This is a genomic window from Rhodococcus jostii RHA1 (assembly GCF_000014565.1).
Lineage (GTDB): Bacteria > Actinomycetota > Actinomycetes > Mycobacteriales > Mycobacteriaceae > Rhodococcus_F > Rhodococcus_F jostii_A.
Map to the genome: position 1 here is coordinate 3920837 of NC_008268.1, position 20805 is coordinate 3941641.

Annotated in this window: 16 protein-coding genes and 1 pseudogene; 11 read left to right on the forward strand and 6 right to left on the reverse strand. The window is 68.2% G+C overall.

The features are described from left to right. Positions 1-55: 55 nt before the first annotated feature. The 4 genes from gltB to RHA1_RS18035 all read left to right on the forward strand — a co-directional run bounded on the left by gltB (position 56) and on the right by RHA1_RS18035 (position 7696). A complete protein-coding gene (gene gltB, locus RHA1_RS18020; RefSeq protein WP_011596293.1) occupies positions 56-4684 on the forward strand; it encodes a glutamate synthase large subunit in 4629 nt (1542 codons plus the stop codon). Beyond that, a complete protein-coding gene (locus tag RHA1_RS18025; protein WP_009476788.1) occupies positions 4677-6128 on the forward strand; it encodes a glutamate synthase subunit beta in 1452 nt (483 codons plus the stop codon). Before gltB ends, RHA1_RS18025 begins: the two co-directional genes overlap by 8 nt. 181 nt (positions 6129-6309) lie before the next feature. Next, complete coding sequence (locus RHA1_RS18030) at positions 6310-7224, forward strand: cutinase family protein (protein WP_009476789.1); 915 nt, start codon at positions 6310-6312, stop codon at positions 7222-7224. A 22-nt stretch (positions 7225-7246) separates the two neighbouring features. Then, positions 7247-7696: an acyl-CoA thioesterase gene (locus RHA1_RS18035; protein WP_016884695.1), complete on the forward strand. Its 450-nt coding sequence runs from the start codon at positions 7247-7249 to the stop codon at positions 7694-7696. A gap of 32 nt (positions 7697-7728) precedes the next feature. On the opposite strand, the gene RHA1_RS18040 is transcribed toward RHA1_RS18035, so the two are convergent. After that, positions 7729-8394: a TetR/AcrR family transcriptional regulator gene (locus RHA1_RS18040; RefSeq protein WP_016884694.1), complete on the reverse strand. Its 666-nt coding sequence runs from the start codon at positions 8392-8394 to the stop codon at positions 7729-7731. A 116-nt stretch (positions 8395-8510) separates the two neighbouring features. Here RHA1_RS18040 and RHA1_RS18045 point away from each other — a divergent pair, with 116 nt between their 5' ends. After that, on the forward strand, positions 8511-8954 hold the full coding sequence (locus RHA1_RS18045; protein WP_009476792.1) for an SRPBCC family protein: 444 nt from the start codon (positions 8511-8513) through the stop codon (positions 8952-8954). Between the two features lies 1 nt (position 8955). Further along, a pseudogene (locus RHA1_RS18050) lies at positions 8956-9796 on the forward strand (SDR family oxidoreductase). A 9-nt stretch (positions 9797-9805) separates the two neighbouring features. On the opposite strand, the gene RHA1_RS18055 reads toward RHA1_RS18050, so the two are convergent. Further along, complete coding sequence (locus tag RHA1_RS18055; protein ID WP_011596297.1) at positions 9806-10714, reverse strand: SDR family NAD(P)-dependent oxidoreductase; 909 nt, start codon at positions 10712-10714, stop codon at positions 9806-9808. 31 nt (positions 10715-10745) lie between these two features. Between RHA1_RS18055 and RHA1_RS18060 the strand changes: the two genes are divergently transcribed. From RHA1_RS18060 to RHA1_RS18080, 5 genes are all read left to right on the forward strand, one after another. Beyond that, a complete protein-coding gene (locus RHA1_RS18060) occupies positions 10746-11243 on the forward strand; it encodes a hypothetical protein (RefSeq protein WP_009476795.1) in 498 nt (165 codons plus the stop codon). Positions 11244-11304: 61 nt separating this feature from the next. After that, positions 11305-11598 (forward strand): putative quinol monooxygenase, encoded by a 294-nt coding sequence (locus RHA1_RS18065; protein ID WP_009476796.1) that lies wholly within the window; start codon positions 11305-11307, stop codon positions 11596-11598. A gap of 11 nt (positions 11599-11609) precedes the next feature. Further along, the gene (locus tag RHA1_RS18070) at positions 11610-12305 is read left to right on the forward strand and encodes a dienelactone hydrolase family protein (protein ID WP_011596299.1); all 696 of its coding nucleotides are present in this window, start codon (positions 11610-11612) and stop codon (positions 12303-12305) included. A gap of 247 nt (positions 12306-12552) precedes the next feature. Next, a complete protein-coding gene (locus RHA1_RS18075; protein WP_193384934.1) occupies positions 12553-14016 on the forward strand; it encodes a DUF7159 family protein in 1464 nt (487 codons plus the stop codon). A gap of 71 nt (positions 14017-14087) precedes the next feature. Then, positions 14088-15314 carry a DUF7159 family protein gene (locus RHA1_RS18080; RefSeq protein WP_041811665.1) on the forward strand — a complete coding sequence of 409 codons (1227 nt, stop codon included), beginning with the start codon at positions 14088-14090 and terminating at the stop codon, positions 15312-15314. A 7-nt stretch (positions 15315-15321) separates the two neighbouring features. On the opposite strand, the gene RHA1_RS18085 is transcribed toward RHA1_RS18080, so the two are convergent. Genes RHA1_RS18085 through lysX form a run of 4 tightly spaced genes read right to left on the reverse strand, consistent with a single transcriptional unit; the run spans position 15322 to position 20781 of the window. After that, a complete protein-coding gene (locus tag RHA1_RS18085) occupies positions 15322-15921 on the reverse strand; it encodes a histidine phosphatase family protein (protein ID WP_011596302.1) in 600 nt (199 codons plus the stop codon). A gap of 5 nt (positions 15922-15926) precedes the next feature. Then, positions 15927-16745, reverse strand: a complete 819-nt coding sequence (locus tag RHA1_RS18090; protein WP_011596303.1) for an alpha/beta fold hydrolase — start codon at positions 16743-16745, stop codon at positions 15927-15929. A gap of 14 nt (positions 16746-16759) precedes the next feature. Continuing rightward, the gene (locus RHA1_RS18095; protein ID WP_011596304.1) at positions 16760-17440 is read right to left on the reverse strand and encodes a DUF998 domain-containing protein; all 681 of its coding nucleotides are present in this window, start codon (positions 17438-17440) and stop codon (positions 16760-16762) included. Beyond that, entirely contained in the window at positions 17437-20781 is a 3345-nt protein-coding gene (gene lysX, locus RHA1_RS18100; RefSeq protein ID WP_011596305.1) for a bifunctional lysylphosphatidylglycerol synthetase/lysine--tRNA ligase LysX, read from the reverse strand. Before lysX ends, RHA1_RS18095 begins: the two co-directional genes overlap by 4 nt. Positions 20782-20805 lie beyond the last annotated feature (24 nt).

Sequence of the window (20805 nt, forward strand, 5' to 3'; positions counted from 1 at the left end):
ATGGCCATCAGCGCTGCTGGTCGTCGGTGCATCTTTTGGCATACGAAGGCTAGGTATGAAGCAACTTCCAGGCCCCCAGGGGCTGTATCACCCGTCGAACGAGCACGATTCCTGTGGTGTCGCGTTCGTCGTGGACATGAAGGGCCGCCGCAGCAGGGACATCGTCGAGAAGGCGATCACCGCGCTGGTGAACCTCGAGCACCGTGGTGCCGCGGGCTCCGAACCCAACACGGGTGACGGCGCCGGCATCCTCCTCCAGGTCCCGGACAAGTTCTTCCGCGCCGTGGTCGACTTTCCGCTGCCCGCGGAAGGCACGTACGCCACCGGCATCGCGTTCCTGCCGCAGAGCAAGGCCGACGCGCAGCGCGCAGCCGACGCCGTCGAGAAGATCGTCGAGAGCGAGGGCCTGAAGGTCCTCGGCTGGCGTGAGGTCGCCACCGACGACTCGTCGCTCGGCGCACTGGCCCGCGACGCCATGCCGACGTTCCGGCAGATCTTCATCGGCAGCGAGAACGACGCCCTCACCGGACTCGACCTCGAGCGTCGCGCCTACGTGGTCCGTAAGCGCACCGAGCACGAGCTGGGCAGCGAAGGCGCCGGCAAGGACGGCCCCGGTCGCGAGACCGTGTACTTCCCCAGCCTGTCGAGCCAGACGTTCGTCTACAAGGGCATGCTGACCACCCCGCAGCTCAAGGGTTTCTACCTGGACCTGCAGGACGAGCGGCTCGAGTCGGCCCTCGGCCTCGTGCACTCGCGCTTCTCCACCAACACGTTCCCGTCGTGGCCGCTGGCCCACCCGTTCCGGCGCGTGGCCCACAACGGTGAGATCAACACCGTCACCGGCAACGAGAACTGGATGCGTGCCCGTGAGGCGCTCATCGACAGCGACATCTTCGGCGGGTCAGGAGAGGTTGGGCCCGGCAAGGATCGGCGCAGCCAGCTGGAGAAGATCTTCCCGGTCTGCACGAACGGCGCCAGCGACACCGCGCGGTTCGACGAGGTGCTCGAGATGCTGCACCTCGGTGGCCGCAGCCTGCCGCACGCCGTGCTGATGATGATCCCGGAAGCCTGGGAACGGCACGAGAGCATGGACCCCGCACGGCGGGCGTTCTACCAGTACCACTCGTCGCTCATGGAGCCGTGGGACGGACCGGCGTCGGTGTGCTTCACCGACGGCACCGTCATCGGCGCCGTCCTGGACCGCAACGGCCTGCGTCCCTCGCGCCTCTGGGTGACCGACGACGGCCTCGTCGTCATGGCCTCCGAGGTCGGCGTCCTGCCGATCGACCCCGCCACCGTCGTGAAGAAGATCCGGCTGCAGCCCGGCCGCATGTTCCTCGTCGACACGGCCGAGGGCCGCATCATCAGCGACGACGAGATCAAGTCGGAACTGGCCGCCGAGCACCCCTACCAGGAGTGGCTCGACCAGGGTCTGACCCACATGGACGACCTGCCGGACCGCCCGTACACCTACATGTCGCACGAACGCGTCGTGCTGCGTCAGCTGATGTTCGGGTACACCAACGAAGAGGTCAACCTCCTCGTCAAGCCGATGGCGCTCTCCGGCGCCGAGGCGCTCGGCTCCATGGGTACCGACACCCCGATCGCCGTGCTGTCCTCGCGGTCGCGGATGCTGTTCGACTACTTCTCGCAGCTGTTCGCGCAGGTCACGAACCCGCCGCTCGACGCCATCCGCGAGGAGGTCGTCACCAGCCTCGGCGGCACCATCGGTCCCGAGCACGACCTGCTGCACCCCACCGCGGAGTCCTGCCGGCAGATCTTCCTGCCGCAGCCGATCCTGCACAACGACGACCTGTCGAAGCTCATTCACGTCAACGACGACGGCGAATTCCCGAACTTCCGCAGCGTCATCGTCCGCGGTCTGTACCCGGTCGCGGAGGGCGGCGCGGGCCTGCGCAAGGCCCTCGACGACGTCCGCTACCAGGTGTCGGAGGCCATTGCCGGCGGTGCGCGCCTCGTCGTCCTGTCCGACCGTGAGTCGAACGAGACGTACGCGCCCATCCCGTCGCTGCTGCTGACGTCGGCCGTGCACCACCACCTGGTGCGTGAGAAGACCCGCACCAAGGTCGGCCTCATCGTCGAGGCCGGCGACGCCCGCGAGGTGCACCACATGGCGCTCCTCATCGGCTTCGGTGCGGCAGCGGTCAACCCGTACATGGCGTTCGAGACCGTCGACGAGGCCGTGCAGAACAACGAACTGCAGGGCGTCAGCCTCGACAAGGCCATCCAGAACTACATCAAGGCCGCGGGCAAGGGTGTGCTCAAGGTGATGTCCAAGATGGGCATCTCCACCCTGGCGTCCTACACCGGCGCTCAGCTGTTCCAGGTCATCGGCCTGTCGCAGGAACTGGTCGACGAGTACTTCACCGGCTTGCAGTCCAGCCTCGGCGGCATCGGTCTCGACCAGATCGCCGCCGATGTCGCGGTGCGCCACTCCAACGCGTACCTGGACCGTCCCGAGGAGCGCGCGCACCGCGAGCTCGAGGTGGGCGGCGAGTACCAGTGGCGTCGCGAGGGCGAGTACCACCTGTTCAACCCGGACACGGTGTTCAAGCTGCAGCACTCCACGCGCACCGGGCAGTACGAGGTGTTCAAGGAGTACACGAAGCTGGTCGACGACCAGTCGGAGCGCCTCGCAGCGTTGCGCGGCCTCTTCGAGTTCAAGAAGGGCGTGCGCGAGCCCGTCCCGCTGGACGAGGTCGAGCCCGCCACCGAGATCGTCAAGCGCTTCTCGACGGGTGCGATGAGCTACGGCTCCATCTCCGCCGAGGCGCACGAGACCCTCGCCATCGCCATGAACCGCCTCGGCGGCCGGTCCAACTCCGGTGAGGGCGGCGAGAGCCCGGCCCGCTTCACCCCGGACGAGAACGGCGACTGGCGGCGGTCCGCGATCAAGCAGGTCGCGTCGGGACGCTTCGGTGTCACGTCGCACTACCTGACCAACTGCACCGACATCCAGATCAAGATGGCGCAGGGAGCGAAGCCCGGTGAGGGCGGCCAGCTGCCGGCGCACAAGGTGTACCCGTGGGTGGCCGAGGTCCGGCACTCCACGCCCGGCGTCGGGCTGATCTCGCCGCCGCCGCACCACGACATCTACTCGATCGAGGATCTCGCGCAGCTGATCCACGACCTGAAGAACGCCAACCCGCAGGCGCGGATCCACGTGAAGCTGGTGTCCGAGGTCGGTGTCGGCACCGTCGCCGCCGGTGTGTCGAAGGCACACGCGGACGTCGTGCTGATCTCCGGTCACGACGGTGGCACCGGTGCCACCCCGCTGACGTCGATGAAGCACGCGGGCGCCCCGTGGGAGCTCGGCCTCGCCGAGACCCAGCAGACGCTGCTGCTCAACGGTCTGCGCGACCGCATCGTCGTGCAGGTCGACGGCCAGCTCAAGACGGGCCGCGACGTCATGGTCGCCGCGCTGCTCGGCGGCGAGGAGTTCGGTTTCGCGACCGCTCCGCTGGTGGTGTCGGGCTGCATCATGATGCGGGTCTGTCACCTCGACACCTGCCCCGTGGGTGTCGCCACGCAGAACCCGGTTCTGCGCAAGCGGTTCAGCGGCAAGCCGGAGTTCGTGGAGAACTTCTTCCTCTTCATCGCCGAAGAGGTGCGAGAGCTCCTCGCCGAGCTCGGCTTCCGCACCCTCGACGAGGCCGTCGGACAGGTCGACGTCCTCGACACCACGAAGGCGCTCGAGCACTGGAAGGGCAGCAAGGCCGGCAACCTCGACCTGTCGCCGATCCTGCACGAGACCGAGTCGGCGTTCATGGACCAGGACCTGTACTGCACAGGCACCCAGGACCACGGCCTCGACAAGGCACTCGACCAGCAGCTGATCGTCCAGAGCCGCAACGCTCTCGACAAGGGCCAGAAGGTCACGTTCGAGTCGCCGATCACCAACGTCAACCGCACGGTCGGCACCATGCTCGGCCATGAGGTGACGAAGGCGTACGGCGGCGAGGGCCTGCCGGACAACACGATCGACATCACGTTCACCGGTTCGGCCGGTAACAGCTTCGGTGCGTTCGTCCCCAAGGGCATGACTCTGCGCCTGCACGGCGATGCCAACGACTTCGTCGGCAAGGGCCTGTCCGGTGGACGCCTCGTGGTGCGTCCGCCGCTGGAGACCGCCCCCGGCTTCATCGCCGAGGACAACATCATCGGCGGCAACGTGATCCTGTTCGGTGCCACGAGCGGTGAGGCTCTGCTCCGCGGTGTCGTCGGCGAGCGATTCGCGGTCCGCAACTCCGGCGCCACCGCGGTGGTGGAGGGAGTCGGCGACCACGGTTGCGAGTACATGACCGGCGGAAAGGTCGTCATCCTCGGTGCGACGGGACGTAACTTCGGCGCCGGCATGTCCGGTGGTGTCGCGTACGTCTACAACCCGGACAAGGTGTTCGAGGACAACCTCAACACGGAACTGGTGGATCTCGAGGACCTGACGGGTGACGACTTCACCTGGCTGAAGTCCGCCATCGAGCGTCACCGCGACGAGACGGGCTCGGAGGTTGCCGCGCGCATCCTGTCCGACTGGTCGCAGCAGGTCAACCATTTCGCGAAGGTGATGCCCCGCGATTACAAGAAGGTGCTCTTGGCCATCGAGGCCGCGAAGAAGGATGGAAAGAACGTGGACGAGGCAGTGATGGAGGCAGCTCGTGGGTGATCCAAGCGGCTTCCTGAAGCACACGTCACGCGAACTTCCGGTTCGCCGGCCGGTGCCGTTGCGCCTGCTCGACTGGAACGAGGTCTACGAGGAGTTCTCGCCGGACACCCTGAAGACTCAGGCCAGCCGGTGCATGGACTGCGGTATCCCGTTCTGCCACAACGGGTGTCCGCTGGGGAACCTGATTCCCGAGTGGAACGACCTGGTGTACCGGGACCGGTGGCACGACGGCATCGAGCGTCTGCACGCGACCAACAACTTCCCGGAGTTCACCGGGCGGCTGTGCCCCGCACCCTGTGAGGCGTCGTGCGTCCTGGGCATCAACCAGGACCCCGTCACCATCAAGCAGGTCGAGGTCGAGCTCATCGACCGCGCCTTCGACGAGGGCTGGGTCAAGCCGGTGCACCCGACGCGGTCGACGGGCAAGAAGGTCGCCGTCGTCGGTTCCGGTCCCGCGGGTCTCGCTGCAGCGCAGCAGCTGACGCGCGCCGGGCACATGGTCACCGTGTTCGAGCGGGCCGACCGCATCGGCGGGCTCCTGCGGTACGGCATCCCCGAGTTCAAGATGGAGAAGCGGCACATCGACCGCCGTCTCGACCAGATGAACTCCGAGGGCACCGTCTTCAAGACGGGTGTCAACGTGGGCGTCGACATCACCGCGGACGCACTGCGCGAGCAGTTCGACGCCGTGGTCCTGGCCGGCGGTGCCACCGAGGCCCGCGACCTGCCGATCCCCGGCCGCGAGCTGGACGGCATCCACCAGGCGATGGAGTTCCTGCCGATCGCCAACCGCGTGCAGCTCGGCGACCTGGAGAAGCCCACCATCACCGCGGAAGGCAAGAAGGTCGTCATCATCGGCGGCGGCGACACCGGCGCGGACTGCCTAGGCACCTCGCACCGTCAGGGTGCCGAGAGCGTTCACCAGTTCGAGATCATGCCGAGACCGCCCGAGACCCGCGCCGAGCACACCCCGTGGCCGACGTACCCGCTGATGTATCGGGTCGCGTCCGCGCACGAGGAGGGCGGCGAACGCCTCTTCTCCGTGAACACGGAACGGTTCGTCGGTGTCGACGGCAAGGTGACCGCGCTGAAGGCCCACGAGGTCGAGATGAAGTCGGGTCGCTTCGAGAAGGTGGAGGGTTCGGACTTCGAGCTCGAGGCCGACCTCGTGCTGCTGGCGATGGGCTTCGTCGGACCCGAGAAGCCGGGCCTGCTCACCGATCTCGGCGTCGACCTCAACGAGCGCGGCAACGTCGCCCGCTCCGCGAAGTGGGCCACCAACGTCGACGGCGTCTTCGTGGCCGGCGACATGGGACGTGGTCAGTCGCTGATCGTGTGGGCCATCGCCGAGGGTCGCTCCGCGGCCGCCGCGGTCGATGCGTACCTCGAGGGCGAGTCGGCGCTGCCGTCTCCGATCGAGACCACCACCGCCCCGCAGCGGTAGCTGTAACTGCTCGTACAATCCGCACCCCGGTAGGTTTTCCTACCGGGGTGTCGGTTTATCGTGCGGGGGTCACGTTCGGTCGGTAACGTTCATTTACCGATCGTGCATCTTTAGGTCACGTCGCCCTGGCAGCATCCCGTCTGCAGGACGGCGAAGGGGAGAACAGGTTGAGGCCATGGCAATGAAACGGGTTATTGCATTTCTGACCGCAGTGGCTGCTGCGGCAGCCATCCCGGTGGTATCGGGTGTGGTGGGCACGAGCGCAGTAGCGAACGCGGACCCCTGCCCGAGTCTGTACGTGGTCGCGATTCCTGGGACGTGGGAAACGTCCACCAAGGACAATGTCAGGCCGACGCCGGGTCTGTTGTCCGCGGTGACGAACGGTCTGCCGTCGTCGATCCGCACCGACTACGTCACGTACGCCGCCACGGCCTTCCCGTGGGAGTCCGAGGTGTACGGGCGCTCGAAGGCGCAGGCGGTCAGCAATGCCAAGGGCATGCTGTCGTCGATGTCGCAGCAGTGCCCCGACACCAAGCTGTCGATCATCGGTTACAGCCAGGGCGCCGACGCCGCAGGTGATCTCGCTGCGGAGATCGGCACCGGCCTCGGTGTCGTCCCCGCCGACAAGATCGCGGCCGTCGGACTCGTCTCCGATCCGCGGCGGTCGCCGACCGACGCCCTCGTCGGACCTCCCGTCGCCGGCAGCGGCGCCGGTGGTCCCCGCATCGGCGGGTTCGGCTGGGTCAGCCAGAACACTCGGACCTTCTGCGCGTACGGCGACCTGTACTGCTCCACGCCGAAGGAAGACTTCGTGACCAGGCTCGCCGGATTCCTCGCGCAGACGTCGGATCCGACGCCGACGCTGTTCGGCCGCTACCAGCAGGAAGCGCTCGCGATCTGGAACGACATCCTCGCTGTCGGCGGTGTGCCGGCCCTGATGGCTCAGCTGGACGAGCAGTCCAACGAGAGGCGCATCGACGAGTTGGAGCAGTTCTACAAGTCGCAGGCTCACCAGGACTACACCCGCTACGCCGTCGACGGATCGGGCACGCCCGCCACGGCGTGGCTGAGGAACTGGTTGCGCGACATCGCGTGAGTTCGGCCGACGGCGGCAGGGGATGATGTCCGACGTGACTGACACCTCTGCCGCCGTCGTCGGCTACGACGCCTTCGTGACCGTCCGGTGGTCCGACATGGACGCCTTCCAGCACATCAACCATGCGCGGATGGTGACGTTGCTCGAGGAGGCCCGGATCGACTGGCTGCTCAGCGAGGGCAGTGAGAACTCGTCGCTCATCACGAGCGCATTCATCGCCGACATCCACGTGAAGTACCGGGGACAGTTGCGGCACTCCGACAGTCCCCTGCGGATCACGATGTGGATCGCGAAACACCGGGCGGTCGACTTCACCATCGGTTACGAGGTGCGGGGTGCGCGTACTCCGATCACCGACCCGCCTGCCGTCACCGCCACCACTCAGATGGCCGTCGCGGATGTCGATGCCCAGCGGCTACGCCGCATCACCGCCACCGAGCGCGAGTACCTGACCCGCTGGTCCCGCACGTGAGTGCGAAAGTGTGTTCCGGCACGCTTTCCCACTCACGTGCGGAGGTCGTCGGGGGCCGGTAGGGGACTGTCCGGGTCGAGGACCGCGCCGCGGCTGCGCATCGTGGTGTCGACCAGCGCCCACGCCCACGCGGCCAGCTGTTCGGTCAACGCGCCGACGTCGGTGCTGCCCGGGCGGTCGATCCACTCGGCGGACACCGACTCGACCATCCCGATCAGCGCATTGGCCAGTGGTGTCGCGGTGGCGGCGGCGCCGAGGGCGTCCAGGTAGGGGTGGAGCATGTCGGAGACCGCGGTGCTGATGGCCCGCCGCACCTCTCCGGCCGCGGGGGAGAACGACGTCAGGTAGCGGTACAGGTTGGCGTGTTCGGTGACCCAGTCGAGGTGGGTGCGGGCGGCGCGGGTGAGGATGGCGCGCGGTGCGCCGTCGACGGTGATCACGGGCGCGTATTCGAGGAGCATCATCGCCGCGACCCGCCGGGCGACGGCGTTCTTGAGGTCGGTGCTGTCGTCGAAGTGCCGGTAGATGCGGGTTCGCGCGACCTCGGCGTACACGGCCATCGTTGCGACCGACACGTCGGGGCCTTCTTCGTCGATGGCGACGAGTGCTCGTTCGACGAACTCCGAGCGCCGCTTCTCGCGTTGGCCGCGCCACCGGGCAGCGCGCCCGTCACCGGCGTCTTGCTGGGGTTTCGTCATCGAATCGAATCGTAGTCTTCCCTGTCGCTGCGTTTCCGTATACCGTCGGCAGTATGCGGTACATAGATGTACCACACACTCTTCGCCTCGGACGTCGACACGTTGGGATATCCGTCTTGTCCATTCAGCTCTGCCTGTCCGGCCCCCGCAGCCCCGGGCGTTCGCCGATCGGCTTACGCAGCACCACGGTCATCGTCGTTCCGCCCGCGATGGCGTTCGAGTACCTCGGTGATCCGGACACCGTGGCCGGTGCGATCTCGCTGCCGTCCCGCGCCCGGGTGGTCGCGTCGGATCCGGGCCGCCGGCTCGTCGTCGAGGCCGATCACGGCGTGCACGGATCGGTCTGGACCTTCGACGCGCTCAGCCCGGACGAAACGGCGCTCACCGTCGACTTCCGCTACCACCGTCCCGGCAGACCGGCCGGACAACTGCTCGGCGGTGTGGCCGCACCGGTGGTGTGGCAGGCGCTGCGACGCGCACAGGTGACGTTGAAGCACCGGATCGAAACCCTCTACCACGAGCCCGCCGACCCGGCCGGTGTCGATCGAAGGAGAGCATGACGTGGCATTCTCGGCAGCGGGCAAGACGGTCCTGATCACCGGGGCGGCAATGGGGATGGGACGTCTCTTCGCCCGCCTCGCCGCCGCCGACCACGCGGGCACGGTGGTGTTGTGGGACATCGACGCCGACGCGCTCGAATCCACGGCGCAGGAAGTGCGCGAATCGGGGTGCACCGTCAGCGCACACGTCGTCGACGTCGCCGACCTCGATTCCGTCCGCACGGCGGCCGCCGAGGTGCGGGTTGCGTTCGGTCGTCCCGCACGTGCTCGTCAACAACGCCGGTGTGGTGCGCGGCAAGTACTTCTGGGATCACGACCACGAGTCGGACACGAAATTCGTGATGGACGTCAACACACTCGCGCCGATGTACGTGACCAACGAGTTCCTGCCCGCCATGATCGAGGACCGCGGCCGGGACTGCCGCATCGTGAACATCGCCTCGGCCGCGGGGACCGTGGCGACACCGAGGATGGCCGTCTATGTGGCGTCGAAGTGGGCTGTCCTGGGCTGGAGCGATTCGCTGCGACTCGAACTGGTCCAGGCCGGTCACGGGCACGTCAAGGTCACCACCGTGTGCCCGAGCTACATCTCCACCGGCATGTTCGACGGTGTGAAGAATCCCCTGTTCGCCCCGATCCTCAGCCCGGAGGACGTCACGGCCCGGTCCTGGCGGGCGATGAAACAGGGGAAGCCGCTGCTGATGCTGCCGCGGTCGCTGTATCTGTCGCGGGTGGCGAAAGCCGTCCTGCCCGTACGTGCCTGGGACCGTCTGGCCGACCGGCTCGGTGTGTGCCACAGCATGGACGCCTACACCGGCCGGGTGCAGGCCCCCACCCCCTGACGGTTCGGATCAGCCGAGGTCGAAGCGGGCGCCGAGCCGCATGCTGCCCGGGGCCAGGCGGCTAATCGCCCGCCCGAACTTGGCCTCGGGCGTGACGGGGACGACGGCCCTGTTGTGCTTGACGGCCCTCACGATCTGCGTCGCCACCCGGTCAGGGGTGAAACCGCGTCTGCGGTAGAGCTTGTCGGCCCGGTCCCGCATCTTCGCCTGGTCCTCCGGTGTGGCTCCGGCGAAGTCGGTGGCCTTGACGATGTTGGTGTGGACAAGTCCGGGACAGATGGCGCTGACGCCGATGCCGTGATTCACCAATTCCGCACGGAGACAGTCCGACAGCATGAACACCGCGGCCTTGCTCGTCGCGTACGCGGTGAGCCGCTTCTGCGGCGTGAAGGCCGCGGCGGACGACAGGTTGACGATGTGCCCACCGGTTCCGCGGTCGATCATCTGCTGGGAGAACGCGCGAGAGCCGTAGACGACACCCCAGAAATTCACGTCCATCACCCGCTCGAAATCCTTCTGCGGGGTCTTCGTGAACGTGCCCGAGTATCCGATCCCGGCGTTGTTGACCACGATGTCGGGGGTGCCGTGCTCGGCCTGCACCTGCTCCGCGAAGCGCTGCACCTCGTCCTCCACCGCGACGTCCACCTGATAGGCGTGGGAGCCGCCACCGAAGATGGCCACCGCACCACCGCCCTTCATCTGGGCGGAGTTGATGAGATCGGAGGTCTGCTGCGCGGATTCGAGATCGCGGTCGGCGACCACCACGACGGCACCCTCGGACGCGAACGCCAGCGCCGTCTCGCGGCCGATCCCGCTGCCACCGCCGGTGATCACGACGAGGGTGCCGTCGAGGTCCCGCAGGCGGTGATGCTTCCGCGAACCGCTGCGCCAGCCCCTGACTTCGCCGAGAAGATTCATGTGACCATCTTGTCCGAGTACGGTCGTTTGTGTGCTGATCTGGTACGTCAGCTATGGATCGAACATGGCGACGACGCGTCTGACCTGCTACCTGCGTGGTGGTTGCCCGGCCGGGGGCAATCTCGTGCACGCGGGTGCCCGCGACGGGAGCGCCCCGCGCGAGTCGATACCGGTGGTGATACCCGGCTCGGTGTTCTTCGCGGGAGAGTCGCGGATCTGGGGCGGCGGCCGCGCGTTCTACGACCCCGACGCGCCCGGCTCCGTCGCGGCCCGCGCATTCCTGGTGACACAGGAACAGTTCGAGGACATCCACGCGCAGGAACCCGCCTGCTACGACCGTCTCGTCACTCTCGGCTCCCGCAACGGTGTCCCCATGTGCACGTTCACCACCCGGGCCCGCGGTGACGTCGTCGCCCGGAACGCGCCGGCGCCCGCCTATCTCGCGACCATCGCGGACGGTCTCCGTGAAGCGCACGGCTGGGACGAACCGAAGGTCGCCGATTATTTGACGCGACTTCGGGTTTCCTAGCCGACCCAACTGTGCTTACGTGAGACGGGCCACACGAGGTGGCGTTCACGAAAGGGAGTCGATGTCCGATCTGCATGTCGTAGCGACCATTCCTGCCAAGCCCGGTTCCGAGGACACCGTCCGCGGCGGACTGTCCGCGCTGGCCGCGGAGAGCCGCAAGGAAGAGGGCTGCATCTCGTACGAGGTGTTCGAATCAGCCGCGGTCGCGGGAACCTTCGTCACCGTCGAGGTGTGGACCGGTCAGGAGGCGGTCGACGCGCACATGAAGTCGCCGCACTTCCAGGCCGCGCTCGGGACGTTCGGTGAGCACCTCGCCGGGGCACCGGCGATCCACCCGCTGAAGCCGGTTTCCTAGAGTCGTAATTCGTGACCACACCACTCACCAGCATCACCCCCGAAGGTCCCGTCCGCGGCGGTGTAGTCGTGATCCAGGAGGCGTTCGGCGTCACCGGGCACATCGTCGACGTCTGCCGTCGTTTCGCCGACGCCGGATACCACGCGGTCGCGCCGCACCTGTTCCACCGGAGCGGCGATCCGGTGCTGGAGTACGACGACATGACGTCGGCGATGTCGTTGATCGGTGAGCTCACCGCTGCGCACATCGACGAGGACGTCGACGGGGCCGTCGCGGCTCTGTCGGCGGCCTCGATCGACCCGCGGAACACCGCGATCGTCGGATTCTGCATGGGCGGAACGGTCGCGTTCCACACGGCGGCGCGCCTCGAACTCGGGGCGGCGGTGAGTTTCTACGGCGGTGGCGTCGCGAAGGGACGATTCGGATATCCGTCGCAACTCGACGTCGCCGGGCAGCTCCGAACGCCGTGGCTCGGCCTGTTCGGCGACCGCGACAAGGGGATTCCGACCGAGGATGTCGAGGAGTTGCGTGACGCGGTCGCGCACGCCCCGGTGGACACCGAGATCGTCCGCTACGCCGAGGCCGAACACGGCTTCCACTGCGACGACCGTCCTGCCGTGTTCAACGAGGCGGCCGCCCGGGACGGTTGGGCTCGCACGCTGCAGTGGTTCGGCGCCCACGTCGACGTTGCCGCCGGAACCGACTGACCGCGGCCGGATCACCGCGACCGGGCGGTCGTGTGTTTGTACGCCGGCGCTGCATCCGTACACGACCGTGACAAGTCGCGGCGTGTTGCGGATACCGCCACGCGGGCCTGCGTTTCCGCAGCTTTCGGCGTCGATGCCGCGAACGGGGACCCGATGTGCGTCACGGGGGTACGGCAAAAAGCGCCTGACGTGCCGTCCGGTCTGCTTCATGCGCGAGACCCGTGACCGAACCGTTATAGTCGGCGTCATGACTTCAGTTCTCGGTGTATCGGTAGGCGCCAGCGCGGTGCGCTTCGCGTGCCACGACGCCGTGACTCTCGAAACGCCGATCTTCCAATCGCGCTCGGTGACCGCAACACTCGAACGGCCGGAGGAACTGGCTGCCGAGTCCATCGGGACGGTCCTCGCCGAGCGCGACGAAGCCGACGAGGTGCAGGCCATCGGTGTCGCATACCAGGACGAGGCGCAGGCCGGTGCCGTGCAGGCTGCGATGTCGAGGCTGCAGATCGGCAACTTCCAATTGGTCCCCGAAGTGACGGCCGCGCTCCAGATGCTGGAGATGTCCGGAGAACTCGCCGACCACTCGACGCTCGTGTTCTATGACCTCGGCAGTTCGGGTCTCACCGTCACCGTGGTCGACCGAGACACCGGCTTGGTGCTGAGCAGTGCGCGTTCGGACCAGATCAGCGGCGACCTCGTCGACCGGCTGATCTGTGACAACCAACTCGAACTGCACCGCTTCGCGCACCCTGCCGACGCGGCGGCCGCGCTCGCGCTGGCCGCGCGGTGCCGGGATGCGAAGGAGCAGCTGTCCACGAACGGCGCCGTGTGCATGCCGGGCGAGGGCGGGCTTCTTCTCCTGTCGCAGGACAGTTTCGATTCGCTCATCGTGGGCCCGGTCGAGACGTCGGCGCGCCTGACCCGCGAGGTCATTCGCCGCTCGGGTCGCCTTCCCGACGCTGCGGTGCTGATCGGCGGCGGCGCGCACATTCCGTTGGTCACATCCGTGATGGAGTCCTGGCTCGACCTTCCGGTGATCGTCCCCGCGCAGCCCGAGCTGGTGGCGGCCGAGGGTGCTGCCCTGCTGGCGCGCCCGACGTCCGACGAGTTCGTCGGGGCGGCGGCGCCGGAGCACCGGTTCGAGCCCGAGCCGGAGTTGGAGCTCGAGTCCGAGCTGGAGCTGGAGCTGGAGCTGGAGCCCGAGCCCGAGACACAGGTCGAGGAGTACGCGCCGGTCCGGAAGCGTCGTGGCCTCGTCCTCGCCGGCAGTGTGGTGGCCGTGGTCGCCGTGGTGGGTCTCGGACTCGGCGTCGGCACCGACCTCCTGCAGGGTTCGGAGCAGGACCCACAGCCCGCCGCCACGCAGTCGAACACGCAGGCACCGGAAGCGAGGCAAGTGATACCGCCGCAGCCCGCGACGACCACGGATGTGGCCCCACATTCGGAGGCCGCCCCATCGGTGGTCGACGAGCAGCCGGTGATCCCGCCGCAGACCGAGGTGCGCACCACGTACCAGCCGCAGGCGCAGAGTTCGACTCAGGCACCGGCCGCCCCCGAGGGTCAGAGTGTCGTGCCGTCCGACACGTCGGCTCCGCCGACCGCACCGGAACCTGCTCCGCTCATTCCGGGTCTGCCGCAGATTCAGCTGCCGACCATTCCGCCGCCGGCACCGCTCCCCATGCCGGAGTTTCCCCGGATCCCCGGGCTCTGAGCCCGTATAACGAAGCCGGCGGCAGCGAGGCTCCGACACGCGTTCCGTGATCAAACCGTTATAGTCTTTCCATGGTTTCAGTTCTCGGTGTATCGGTGGGTGCCAGCGCGGTACGCGTGGCGTATCCGGACGACGAGGGGGCCGTCTTCCGGTCGTTTCCGGTGGACGCCGCCCGCGAGCACCCGGAACACGTGGTTGCCGATGCCATCGGAACGGTGATGGCCGAGCGGCCCGTCGACGACGTGCAGGTCTTCGGTGTCGCGTACCGGGACGAGGCGCAGGCCGCTGCCGTGCAGGCCGCAATCGACTGCCGGCTGGTACCGGAAGTGACGGCCGCGCTCCGGATGCTCGAGCAGTCGGGGCAGCTCGGCGACCATGCGACGCTCGTGTTCTACGACCTCGGCAGCTCCGGCCTCACCGTCAACGTCGTCGACCGATTCACCGGCGCGGTGCTCGGGACGGCGCGCACCGACGAGATCAGCGGTGATCTCGTCGACCGGTTGATCCGCGACCATCAGCTGGGCGAGAAGCGCATCGCGCCACCGGCCGACGAGGCCGCGGAGTCGGCGCTCGACGCCCGTTGCCGCCGCGCCAAGGAAGAGCTGTCCACCAACACCGCGGTGTGTGTGCCCGGCGACGGCGGTCTGCTCCTGCTCTCGCAGGACATTCTCGACTCGCTGATCGTGCGCCACGTCGAGGCGTCGGCGCGTCTGGCGCGCGAGGTGATCGAATCGTCCGGGCGTGCTGCGGACGCGGTGGTTCTGATCGGGGGCGGCGCGCATATTCCGCTGGTCGCGTCTCTGATGGAATCGTGGCTCGCGCTCCCGGTGATCGTGCCGGCGCAGCCGGAACTGGTGGCCGCGGAGGGCGCTGCGCTGCTGGCGCAGGAACGCTCGGATACTTCGGATCGCATCGGTGCCGAGAGATTCGCAAGACCGGTGATCCGTGGTGGCGCGCTGGTGGGCGGTGCGCTGGCCGTCGTCGCCGTGATCGGTCTCGGTCTCGGCGTCGGTGGCAGCCACCTGCAGAGCTCCGACGGTGACGCACGTCCGGTCGCCACTCAGCCGAGTGACGTGGACGTCTCTCCGTCGCCCGCACCGGCACCGGTGTCGACGCCACCGCCGTCGGCCGCGGTGTCGGTTCCGGGCCCGGTCGAGGAGGAGGCGAGCGTGCCGGAGCCTGCTCCCGCGCCTGCCCCCGCCCCGCGTCCCCTCATTCCGGGTCTACCGCAGATTCAGCTGCCGACCCTCCCGCCGCCGCCTCCGCTCCCTCCGCTGCCCCGGATCCCGGGCCTCTAGCGACCGCTCATCGGCGCAGCATGTCCCTGACGTGACCGGTCTCGTTGACCGACGCCACTCGCCGCTCACCGCTGCGGGAGACGAGCACCCGGGTCACGGAGACGTACTCGATCGGGAACACGAGGGGCCGGTCGAGCCCGAGCAGGTCCTGCAGGAACACGTTGATGACGCCGCCGTGGGTGAATACGGCGACGGTGTCCTCGTGGCCGGACTCGTCGACGATGCGGCCGAGGGACTCGAAGACCCGTGTCCGGAATGCGTCGGCGTCGACGGACTTCGGGAACTCGCCGGCCCGAATCCGGGCGAAGGCCTCGGGCGCCCGCGCCTCCGCCTCGTGGAACGGGATGTAGTGGTCGAGGTCGTAGTCGTATTCCGCGAGGCCGACGTACTCGGTGACGGGCAGGTTGAGGGCCTCGGCGACCGGTGCCGCCGTCTCGAGTGCCCGTCGCTGCGGGCTGCTCACGATCCGGGCGATGCGGTACGGGGCCAGCGCGGCAGGCAGCCGCTTGGCCTGGGCGTGACCTTCCTCGGTCAGTGCGGGGTCCGCGCGCCCGTCGGACGCGGTGACGAGCTCGGGCAGCGCGTGGCGGATCAGTAGCAGTTGCACGTCGATCAGCTTGCCAGCTCCCGTACCAGTGCCGCGATCTGGCCGGGCTGATCGATCATGGCGTGGTGGTGCGCGGGACGCACGACGCGGAACGCGGCACCGAGGAAGTCAGCGAACTGTCTCTGCATGCGGATCCACGCCGACCCCCACGGTGTCGGACGTCCGGTGTGGGCGGCGGCCACGACGACGGGTGCCGTCATCGTCGTGGTCTCGCGCAGCGCGGCCAGCTCCTGCGCCAGCGCCGGGTACGACGCGTTCTCGACGATCGAGGATTCGAGATACGCCGGCTCGCGGTAGATCCGCTCGACCCATCGACGGGTGCCCGGCGCGATTCCGTCGGGGGGTGTCGAGTGGTTCAGGATCCGGCGGACCGTGGGCCCGAGGAGGCGTTGCAGACCCACCCTGGTGGCCGTTCGGGCCACCCGCCTGCCGATCGTGACGCGCCATCGGGTCGGGATCACGCGGTGCGGATGGGCCGTGACGGTGGCGTCCAGCAGGATCACGCCGCCGGTTCGGTCGGGGTACAGCCGGGCGAAGGCCTCGACGTAGATGCCGCCGAGCGAGTGGCCGACGAGCACCGCGGGGGTGGTCACGGACAGCGCGTCGAGGACGTCGGCGATTCTTCCGGCCTCGCCGAGGGCGGACGGCCGCTCGGCGGACGGGGGACTGAAGCCGTACCCTGGACGATCGATCCGCACCACGAGGCAGCTCCCGGACAGCAGCTCGGTCACCTCGTCCCAGTCGAACCAGTTCCCGCCCAGGCCGCCGTAGAGGACGACGGGTGGGCCCTCGCCGTCGACCACCACGTGCACTCCCGCGACCATTTCCCCAGGACGTTTCACGTGGAACCATCCCTTTCCGGGGTGACGTGAATCACGCTGAGCGCCACGAAGATCAGCCATCCGCAGAAGGCGAGCAGCTGGACGCGCTGGCCGAGCCCGAGCCAGGCGTCCTGGTCGCCGCGCAGTCCCGCGGCGGTCAGCGTCCATATCGTGCCCCCGACGAACACGGTTGCCACGGCCACGCCGGTAATTTTCAACCAGGCCGGCCAGCCGTAGCGGAACGCGGCCAACAGGAACGCGAGGGACGACACCACGCCACCCGTCGAGGCGGACGCGCTGGTCACGGCGTGCAGATCATGGGTGAGCGGCAGGTGTCCGGCGGCCTCACGCGCGGCGCAGACGGGGTCGTTGGTCGCCGCGCAACTCATCGGCAGGCGCGAATCCGTGATGGTCGCGACCGCGAACACGATCAGCGCGAGCCACCCGACTGCCGTCACCCAGCCCTGCGAGTACCGCGACAGTCCGAGCACCCCGGCCACGGCGACGATGCATCCGGTCAGCAGGTCGCCGGTCCGGAACCAGATTCCGTACGGCTGGTCCGCGGCGGCGAGTTCGCTCGCGTACCCCCGCAGCGGATCGATGCCGGTGTCGAGGACGAATTCGAGTAGCCACGACGCGTAGCCGATGGCGCCGAGGATCAGCAGTGCCGCGACGGCCACCCGGCCACGGGAGGTCATTGCCTCGGCTTGGCCAGGGGGAACGCGAGGGTTTCACGGATGCTGCCGCCGGTGATGAGCATGACCACCCGGTCGACGCCCATGCCGAGCCCGCCGGTCGGGGGCATGGCGTGCTCGAGGGCCTGCAGGAAGTCCTCGTCGAGTTCCATCGCCTCCTCGTCACCGCCGGCCGCGAGCATCGACTGCTCGGTGAGCCGGTTCCGCTGATCCACCGGGTCGGTGAGTTCGCTGTACGCGGTGCCGAGTTCGACGCCCCACGCGACGAGGTCCCACTTCGCGGCGACCCCGGGAATCGTGGGGTGCGGCCGGGTGAGCGGTGACATCGACGTCGGGAAGTTGGTGTAGAAGGTGGGGAACTCGGTGTAGTCCTCCACCAGGTGCTCGTACATTTCCTGCGCGACGGCGCCGGCGTCCCAGGTGGACTGGTACGGGATCTCGTGCTCGTCGCAGAGCCGTTGCAGTTCCGTTAGCGGCGTTTCCGGTGAGACGTCGACGCCGAGCTTCTCGGCGACCGCCTGGTGCATCGTCTTGACGGGCCATTCGCCGGAGATGTCGACCTCCACCAGCGCGCCGTCGGGGCCGGGCCGCATGATGATCTCGCGTCCGTACGCCGCGATCGCCGCGGTCTGGATGAGCTCCCGGCACAGCACCATCATCTTCTCGTAGTCGCTGTGCGCCTCGTACGCCTCGAGGATCGTGAACTCGGGATTGTGTTTGAAATCGACGCCCTCGTTGCGGAAGACGCGGCCGATCTCGAACACCTTCTCCATGCCGGCGACGCACAGCCGCTTGAGGTACAGCTCCGGCGCGATCCGCAGGTACAGGTCCAGGTTGTAGGCGTTGATGTGGGTGAGGAACGGGGCCGCGTTGGCGCCGCCGTGCACCTGCTGCAGGATCGGTGTCTCCACCTCGAGGAAGCCGCGCCCGCCGAGCGAATCGCGCAGCGACTTCACGACGGCGCTGCGGGCCTCGAGCAGTCGGCGGGCATCGGAGTTGATGGCCAGGTCGACGTACCGCTGCCGGACGCGGGTCTCCGGATCGGACAGGCCCTTCCACTTGTCCGGCAGGGGGTGCAGGCACTTGCCGGTCATGCGCCATTCGTTCGCGAGCAGCGACAGCGCGCCGCGGCGGCTGTATCCGATGACGCCGGCGACCTCGACGAGGTCACCGAGGTCGAACTCGGCGGCGAACGCCCGGATGCGGTCGGTACCCACCCGGGCCTCGTCGACGAGGATCTGGATGTCGCCGGACCAGTCCCGGACCACCGCGAACACGACGCCGCCGTAGTCGCGGATCCGGAGCAGGCGGCCCGCGATGCGGACCGTCGTTCCCTCCGGCGACTCCACGGCCTCGGTCACCGTGTGGCTGGGCGGATACGCGACGGGATAGGGATCGATGCCCTGTTCGGCGAGGCCGGCCAGTTTGTCGAGCCGGACGCGGACCTGCTCGGGACGCTTCGGGCCGGTCGCCGTCGGTGCGAGGCCTTCGCCGGGTGCGCTGCCGTCGGAGTGCAGTCCTTCGGCGGCGACGAGTGCGGCGGGGACCGCGGCGTGGGTGCCGGTGTGCTCGAGGGCGTCCCGGGTTCCGGAGCGGCCGAAGCGGGGCAGGGTCACGAATCCTTCCGCGACGGCCGACGCGAATCCGACGCGCAGCAGTTCCCGGTTGTCCTCGAAGCAGAGGAACCGCGGCACCCATTCCGGCTGGTACTTCACGTTCGACCGGTACAGCGCCTCGAGCTGCCACCAGCGGGAGAAGAAGACGAGGATCGAACGCCAGATCCGCAGGATGGGTCCGGCCCCGATGCGGGAGCCTTCCTCGAAGACGGAGCGGAACACCGCGAAGTTCAGTGACACCTTGGTGATGCCGAATTGATCCGAGGTGGTGGCCAGTTCGGACACCATCAGCTCCACCACCCCGTTGGGGGACGTCGGCTTGCGTCGCATCAGGTCGAGGGAGACACCGGTCGGCCCCCACGGCACCAACGACAGGATGCCGTCGATCTCGCCGTCCTCGGCGACCGCCTCCACCAGCAGGCAGTCGCCGTCGAGGCGGTCACCGAGCCGGCCGAGGGCCATGGAGAAACCGCGCTCGGTCTCGGTGTCGCGCCACGCGTCCGCGAGCCGGATGGTCTCGGCCATCTCCTCCGCCGGGACGTCCCGGTGTCTGCGGATCCGGACGGTGACGCCCTGACGCCGGACACGGGTGACGGCCTGGCGGACCTGCCGCATGTCGCGCCCGCTGAGGTTGAATTCGCGGGTGCGGAGGATGGCTTCGTCGCCCAGCTGGAGCACGGTGAGACCGGCCTTGTTGTACGCGGTGGCGCCGGTTTCGCTGGCGCCCATCACGGCGGTGGCCCAGCCGTATTGGGACGCGAGTGCCTGCCACTCCTCGATCGCGTGGGGCCACGCCTCCGGGTCGCCGATCGGGTCGCCGCTCGCCAGGCACACGCCGAGCTCGACGCGGTAGGTGATGGCCGCCTTCCCGCTGGGTGCGAACACGACGGCCTTGTCGCGGCGGGTGGCGAAGTAGCCGAGGGAGTCGTCCGCGCCGTACTGCAGCAGGAGCCCGCGCAACGCCGATTCGTCGTTGCCGGTGAGCGCGTTGTGGGAGCGTTGGGCACGGAACAGAGTGATGACGGCGGCGAGAAGTGCGATCGCACCGAACAGGCCGAGGAGGGTGTTGACGAATCCGTGTGGGCGCCCGGTGAATTGTTCGTTGTCGGCGGCGGCGAGCGCGGTCACGCGATTCAGCGCCCACAGGAAACGTTCATTCTGCGGCAGGGTGCCGGGGAACAGTTCGACGAGGCCCCAGCCGAGGAGCGTGCCGATGGCGAGCCCGACGATGAGTACGCCGAGGGCTTTCCAGCCGGCGCCGCGCCGGACTCGGGTGTAGAACTCCGGGCGGGCCGCGATGAGGATGCCGATCAGCACCACCTGGACCACGGCGGCGGCCATCGCATTCACGTTCTTGTCCGTGATGCTCACGATCACGTTGGTGATCAGGAACAGAACCAGGTAGATCGTGAGCAGCCACCAGGCGATCCGCTTGCGACTCGCCAGCGCCGCCGCGAGCAGCGCGACCACCAGAGCCCACGACAGGCTGGTGTCGGGGGCGTCGAAGTAGTAGGTGTCGACGTACTCCCGCGGCACGTGCACGTAGTAGCGCAGCACCGGCGAAATGCTCCACAGGAACACGAGCACCGAGAAGACGCCCAGGATCAGTCCCGCGATGTGGGGAACCTGGTGCAGGCGCCCGTTCTTCGTGCCGAGGCCGGGTCGGGGCCGTGGTGCGGTGGGGACGGCCGCCTCGGACGCGTGGTGTGTCTCGGTGCTAGCTGACATCGAGCGTTTCCTTCCCGGCGAGAG

What these genes read in the sequence shown, in the direction of transcription:
- RHA1_RS18040 (WP_016884694.1), bottom strand. Translation starts at nt 8,394, where the DNA reads ATGACGAAACCCCAGCAAGACGCCGGTGACGGGCGCGCTGCCCGGTGG.
- gltB (WP_011596293.1), top strand. Translation starts at nt 56, where the DNA reads ATGAAGCAACTTCCAGGCCCCCAGGGGCTGTATCACCCGTCGAACGAG.
- RHA1_RS18030 (WP_009476789.1), top strand. Translation starts at nt 6,310, where the DNA reads ATGAAACGGGTTATTGCATTTCTGACCGCAGTGGCTGCTGCGGCAGCC.
- RHA1_RS18095 (WP_011596304.1), bottom strand. Translation starts at nt 17,440, where the DNA reads ATGACCTCCCGTGGCCGGGTGGCCGTCGCGGCACTGCTGATCCTCGGC.
- RHA1_RS18055 (WP_011596297.1), bottom strand. Translation starts at nt 10,714, where the DNA reads ATGAATCTTCTCGGCGAAGTCAGGGGCTGGCGCAGCGGTTCGCGGAAG.
- RHA1_RS18075 (WP_193384934.1), top strand. Translation starts at nt 12,553, where the DNA reads ATGACTTCAGTTCTCGGTGTATCGGTAGGCGCCAGCGCGGTGCGCTTC.
- RHA1_RS18035 (WP_016884695.1), top strand. Translation starts at nt 7,247, where the DNA reads ATGATGTCCGACGTGACTGACACCTCTGCCGCCGTCGTCGGCTACGAC.
- RHA1_RS18065 (WP_009476796.1), top strand. Translation starts at nt 11,305, where the DNA reads ATGTCCGATCTGCATGTCGTAGCGACCATTCCTGCCAAGCCCGGTTCC.
- RHA1_RS18090 (WP_011596303.1), bottom strand. Translation starts at nt 16,745, where the DNA reads ATGGTCGCGGGAGTGCACGTGGTGGTCGACGGCGAGGGCCCACCCGTC.
- lysX (WP_011596305.1), bottom strand. Translation starts at nt 20,781, where the DNA reads ATGTCAGCTAGCACCGAGACACACCACGCGTCCGAGGCGGCCGTCCCC.
- RHA1_RS18080 (WP_041811665.1), top strand. Translation starts at nt 14,088, where the DNA reads ATGGTTTCAGTTCTCGGTGTATCGGTGGGTGCCAGCGCGGTACGCGTG.